3 protein-coding genes and 1 pseudogene are annotated in these 5,152 nt (G+C 75.6%); 2 read left to right on the top strand and 2 right to left on the bottom strand.

Going from position 1 to position 5,152, the window contains the following annotated elements:
• Positions 1–809 precede the first annotated feature (809 nt).
• Positions 810–1,298 (top strand): annotated as a pseudogene (locus RBH18_RS42940) (potassium channel family protein); the annotation flags it as partial.
• Between the two features lie 31 nt (positions 1,299–1,329).
• Here RBH18_RS42940 and RBH18_RS42935 read toward each other — a convergent pair.
• The gene (locus tag RBH18_RS42935) at positions 1,330–2,190 is read right to left on the bottom strand and encodes a LysR family transcriptional regulator (protein WP_306216283.1); all 861 of its coding nucleotides are present in this window, start codon (positions 2,188–2,190) and stop codon (positions 1,330–1,332) included.
• 107 nt (positions 2,191–2,297) lie between these two features.
• Between RBH18_RS42935 and RBH18_RS42930 the strand changes: the two genes are divergently transcribed.
• Positions 2,298–3,086, top strand: a complete 789-nt coding sequence (locus RBH18_RS42930) for an MBL fold metallo-hydrolase (protein WP_306216282.1) — start codon at positions 2,298–2,300, stop codon at positions 3,084–3,086.
• Here the strand turns inward: RBH18_RS42930 and RBH18_RS42925 are convergent.
• Positions 3,083–5,152 (bottom strand): beta-L-arabinofuranosidase domain-containing protein (locus tag RBH18_RS42925; RefSeq protein ID WP_306216281.1); only part of this gene is annotated, 2,070 nt, incomplete at its 5' end. The genes RBH18_RS42930 and RBH18_RS42925 overlap by 4 nt on opposite strands.

Raw genomic sequence — 5,152 nt, 5'->3', positions numbered from 1 at the left:
CCGTCGAGCTCGGCCGGCCGGGCCTCGCCGCCGGGGACCCCGAGTTGCTGGCGACCATGCGGCAGCTGGCCGGGCTGCTCGCGAGCGGCGGCGACCCGGCCGGGGCGCGGCGGCTGCTCGAGGAGGCCCAGGCGGCCGGGCACCGCCTCGGGCCGGCGGATCCGCTGCTGGTGCTCCTGGCCTACGACCTGGCCGTGGTCGCCGACGAGCTGGGCAACCGGCACGAGGCCCGGAAGAACTTCGCCCTGGTCGCCGAGCACGGGCCGGCGGCGCTCGGGCCCGGACACCCGGCCGTCGTCCACGCCCGCGAGGACGCCTCCCCGGTGCCTTCCGCGCCGCCGGTCTCTCCCGCTCCTCCCGCCTTCTCCGCGCCGCCGGCCTCACCCGTCTTCTCCGCGCCGCCGGCCTCACCGGTTTTCTCCGCGCCGCCCGCGCTTCCCGCGGGGCCGGGGCCGGGGCCGCGCCATTCCCGCACGCCGTGGATCGTCGCCGCCGCCGCGGTCGTCTTCGCCGTCGTCATGCTCGTCGTGGTGCTCGTCCGCCCCGGCGCCCAGCCCGACGCCGCGGCCCCCGCCGCCGCGCCGGCCACCGCCTCGCCCCTGCCGCTCGGCCCGCTGCCCCTGCCGTCCGTGACCCTGCCCAGCGCGGCGGCACCGAGCCCGTCCGCGGCCCGCCTGACCCCCTCCGCCACCCGCGTGGCCCCCTCCGCCGCCCGCGGGACGACGCCGGCCCCCAAGCCGTCCGCGAGCCCGAGGGCCACCACGGCCAAGCCGGCGGCCACCCGGATCACCACCCCCGCCACCGGCGCGCGCGTGCCCCGCGAGTTCACGGTCAAGTTCAGCCTGTCCCGCGCCGACGCGACCGCGCGGCGCACCGAGGTGCTGACCAGGGGAAGGCTGGCCCTCTACGTCGGCGCCACCACGGTCCTCATCGTCGCCGTCGCCGCGCTGGCCGCCCTCGACGCCGAGCGCGGCCACCCGGGCAGCACCATCGGCACCTACCCCGACGCGCTGTGGTGGGCGGTCGTCACGATCACCACCGTGGGCTACGGCGACCTGGCGCCGGTGACCGCCGAGGGACGCCTGGTCGCCCTGGCGATGATGATCGGCGGCATCGGCCTGATCGGCTTCGTCACGGGCTCCCTGGCCAGCTGGATCGTCGACCGCATCGGCGCCGACGAGCAGGAGCACGGGGCGACCCACCGCGACGTGGCGGGTCTGCTCGCCGAGATCCGCGAGCTGCGCGCCGACGTGGCCGCCCTCCGGGCCGAGGTACGCCACTCCGCCGACCCCGACTGACCTGCCCCGGGCCACGTTGCCCCGGCCGGTTTCAGGAGCGGTACAACGCGACCGCGATCTCGGCGAACGAGTGGATCAGCGGGCTCTCGCGGGCGCCGCGCCAGGCAACGACGAGCCGGCTCGGGGGCAGGTCGGTCAGCGGGACGCACACGAGCTCGTCCGTCGGCAGGTGCGTCCGCACCGGCGCGATGCCGACCGTGCCGTTCCAGAGGACGGCCTGCATGCACTCGGCGACCGTTCGCACGACGAGACCCGCGGGGCGGCCACCGGCGGGCTGCCCGCCGTTCCAGTAGGCACGCCACAGCGGGTCCGTGCCCTCCGGCAGCTGGAACCAGGGGCGGCCGGCGAGGTCGGTCACGCTCAGCGTCGCGCGGCCGGCCAGCGGATCGTCCGTACGCAGCACCGCCCCGACCGGATCCGCCCGCAACTCCCGCACGCGGAAGCCGGTCTCGTCGAACGGCCGCCGGGTGAGCGCCACGTCGGCCAGCCCGGCCCGCAACCCGGCCGTCGGGTCGGTGAAGTCGGACTCCCGGAAGTGCACGGCGACCGCCGGGTGAGCCCGCCGGAAGGTCGCCGCCAGCCGCCCGGCCGCCTCGTCGCCGCCGCCCAGCGTGCCGACCGTGAGCGTCGCCGCCCCGGCCGCCGTCACCCGGGCCCGGGCCTGGTCGGCCCGGGCGAGCAGGGCCGTCGCCTCGGCCAGCAGGGTCTCCCCGGCGGCGGTGAGCTCGACCCCGGCCGCCGAGCGGTGCAGCAGCACGACGCGCAGGTCCGCCTCCAGCTGCTTGATGGCCCGGCTCAGCGGCGGCTGCGTCATGGTGAGCCGCGCCGCCGCGCGCCCGAAGTGCCGCTCCTCGGCGACGGCCACGAAATAGCGCAGCAGGCGAAGGTCCATCACCGGCGACGATACCCGCCCGGTATCGGCAGGAAAGAAGAGGTCTTGGACGCCGGCCGCCCGGGTGCCGCAGAGTCGGTCTTCCGCACCACCGACCGAGGAGCCCCATGCCAGTGCCCGCCGGGATCACCGTCCACCACCTGCCCACCGGAACGTACGAGACCCGGGCCGCGCTCGCCGTCCAGGGCGGGTCGTGGCGGGACAAGCGGGCCTTCGCCGCCTCCGCGGTCCTCGTCCGCCATCCCGGCGGGGACCTGCTGATCGACGCGGGCTTCGGCGCCGGCCTCGCCGGGCACCTCGCGATGCTGCCCCGCTACCGGCGCTCACCCCACGAGGTGGGCCGCACGGCGGCCGAGCAGCTCGACGCGGCCGGCTACGACCGGAGCCGGCTGCTCGGCGTCGTGCTCACGCACACCCACTGGGACCACGTGAGCGGCCTGGACGGCCTCGCCGGCACGCCGATCTGGCTCAACCCCGCCGAGCGGGAGTACGCCACCCGCACGCCCGACGGCATCGTCTTCCAGCACGTCTCCCGGGGCCACGAGCTGCACGAGTACGCCTTCGACAGCGGGCCGTACGAGGGCTTCGCCGCCAGCCACGACGTGCACGGCGACGGGTCCGTGGTGATCGCGCTCGCCGGCGGCCACACGACCGGCTCGGTCGTCGTCTTCGTGACCGAGTCGTCCGGCCGCCGCTACGCCTTCATCGGCGACCTGACCTGGCAGCTCGACGGCATCCGCCGCGGCGCCCCCCGCCCGTGGCTGATGCGCAAGCTCGCCGACGTGGACCCCGCCCTGGTGCACGAGGGCCTGCGGCACGTGATCGCCCTGGGCGGCGCCGTGCGCGTCGTGCCGGCCCACGACCTCGGCGCGTACGACGGCATCCCGCTGCTCTAACCGCGGGGCAGGGCGGGAAGCACGACCGTCCGGGTCGGCGTGGTGTTGCCGGCGCGGTCGGTCGCGGTGAACTCCAAGATCTGCGGCTCGTCGCGCAGCGCCCGGGTGAACGGCTCCTGGAACACGCCCCAGAACGTCTCCGCCGTGCGCCACTGGATGCGGTCCACCCCGGACACGTCGTCGGCCGCGTCGATCGTCACCTCGACGCTGGTGCCCCGGTCGCGCAGGCGGGCGGTCACCACGGGCGGGGCGGTGTCCACGGCCACCTCGCGGGCGGCGTGGACGGTGCGGCCCAGGGTGTCGGTCGCCCGGGCCCGCAGCACGTGCCGCCCCTCGGCGACCGCCCCGCCCAGCGACGACACCGACGCGATGCCGGGGCCGGGCGACACCACGGTGACCGTGGCGACCGGTGCCGTGGTGTACCAGCCCGAGGCGGCGGGCGAGCCGGCCACGTCGATCCGCAGCACCGGGACCGCGTCGGCCGCCCCGGCCTCGGGCGGCAGGTCCCAGACCACGACCTCTCCGGTGGCGGAGCGCCAGAGGGTGGCATCCGGGATGGTGGTGCCGGCGACCGAGTGGCCCACGGGCGCCGCCGTCGCCCCCGAGCGCGGGAGCGCCGGCGAGTCCAGGGTGCTCGACGCCGCGGCGACCAGAACGGCGAGCACCTCGTCGCGGGTCAGCAGGCCCGCGCCGGCGGCGCGGAGGGCGTACCCGTGGGCCGCGGTGAGGAAGTCCTCCACCGTGGCATAGCCACCGTCGCCCCAGAGCGCCGACAGGAAGGACCAGCCGTCCTGGTCGCGGCGGTTGGGCACGCCCGGATCGGCGCCGTGGAAGGCGATCCGCTCGTCGTCGAGCCGCAGGTACATGTGGTAGCGGTGGTCGCCGCCGGACCAGGCCGGCTCGAACGTGCGGCCCAGCACCGACACCAGATCACCGTCCATTGTGCAGTCGCCGATGCTGCCGTCGAGCATGCGGGACGCGGCCGGGGCGACGGGCAGTGTGGTCGTCGCGTCGTCGCGGGCCAGCAGCACGGTGGGTCCCCGCTCCACCGAGACCAGCTCCGGATCGTCCGGCGTGGGCACGAGCCGCACCGGCATCGGCAGGTCCAGGGAAACGGTTCCCGCCGGTTCCCGGATCGTCAGAAACCCTTGCACGGCACCGGGTACGGCAGCCCAGGGCGGAATGCGCAGGTGCAGCGCCGTGATGCCCGGGTCGAGCAGGGTGAGCGCCACGTGCCCGTCGCGCGGGTACCGCGTCCGCAGCTCAGCCACGCCGGCGAGGACGGACGGCACGTACTGGAGGACGTACAGCTCGGTGCCGTCCCGGAAGTAGATGTTGTCCTGGTGCTTGACGTGGCTCTCCAGGCCGGTGCCGCCGCAGCACGTACCCACGTTGTCGTACTCACGGACCGCACCGGCGTCCACGGGATACATGTAGAGGACCTCGGGACTCGTGTCCGAGGTGACGTCGGCACGCGACCCGACGATGTGGTTGAGCGACGCCCGCTCGACGTAGTCGAAGTAGCGGCTCTCCCGGGTGTGCGCGAAGAGACCCCGGGCGATCTTGATGAGGTTGTACGTCGCGCAGCTCTCCGCGTTGCGCCGCCCCACGAACCGGGCCACCGCGCCGGGCGGCCCCCACAGCTCGCCCTCGCCCGTGCCGCCGTGCGCGAACGTGCGGCCGGGCACGATCCGGTCCCACAGGTGCAGGACCGCATCCAGGTAGCGGCGGTCGCCCGTCGCCTCGTACTGGGCCAGGTGGCCGGCCAGCATGGGCAGGTGCTGATTGGCGTGCATCCCGTCCAGGACGTCCTTGCCGGCGACCGCGTCGGCGAGAAACGTATCCATCTCGAACGCGGCCGCGGCGTCCAGGAACACCCGCTCGCCCGTGAGCCGGTACAGGGCGACCATGCTCTCGTTCATGCCGCCGTACTCGCCGGCGATGTAGAGCGACCACATCCGTTGCCGCTGCGCCGGATCCACGCGCAGGATCCGCTGCGCCGCCCAGTGCCCGAGGCGGGTGACGACCTCGAGCGCCTGCGCGTTGCCGGCGTGCACGTGGGCGTC

The sequence above is a fragment of the Actinoplanes oryzae genome (assembly GCF_030757795.1).
Lineage (GTDB): Bacteria > Actinomycetota > Actinomycetes > Mycobacteriales > Micromonosporaceae > Actinoplanes.
The sequence above is the reverse complement of the archived record's forward strand: the minus strand, read 5'-3'. Positions and strand labels throughout refer to the sequence as shown.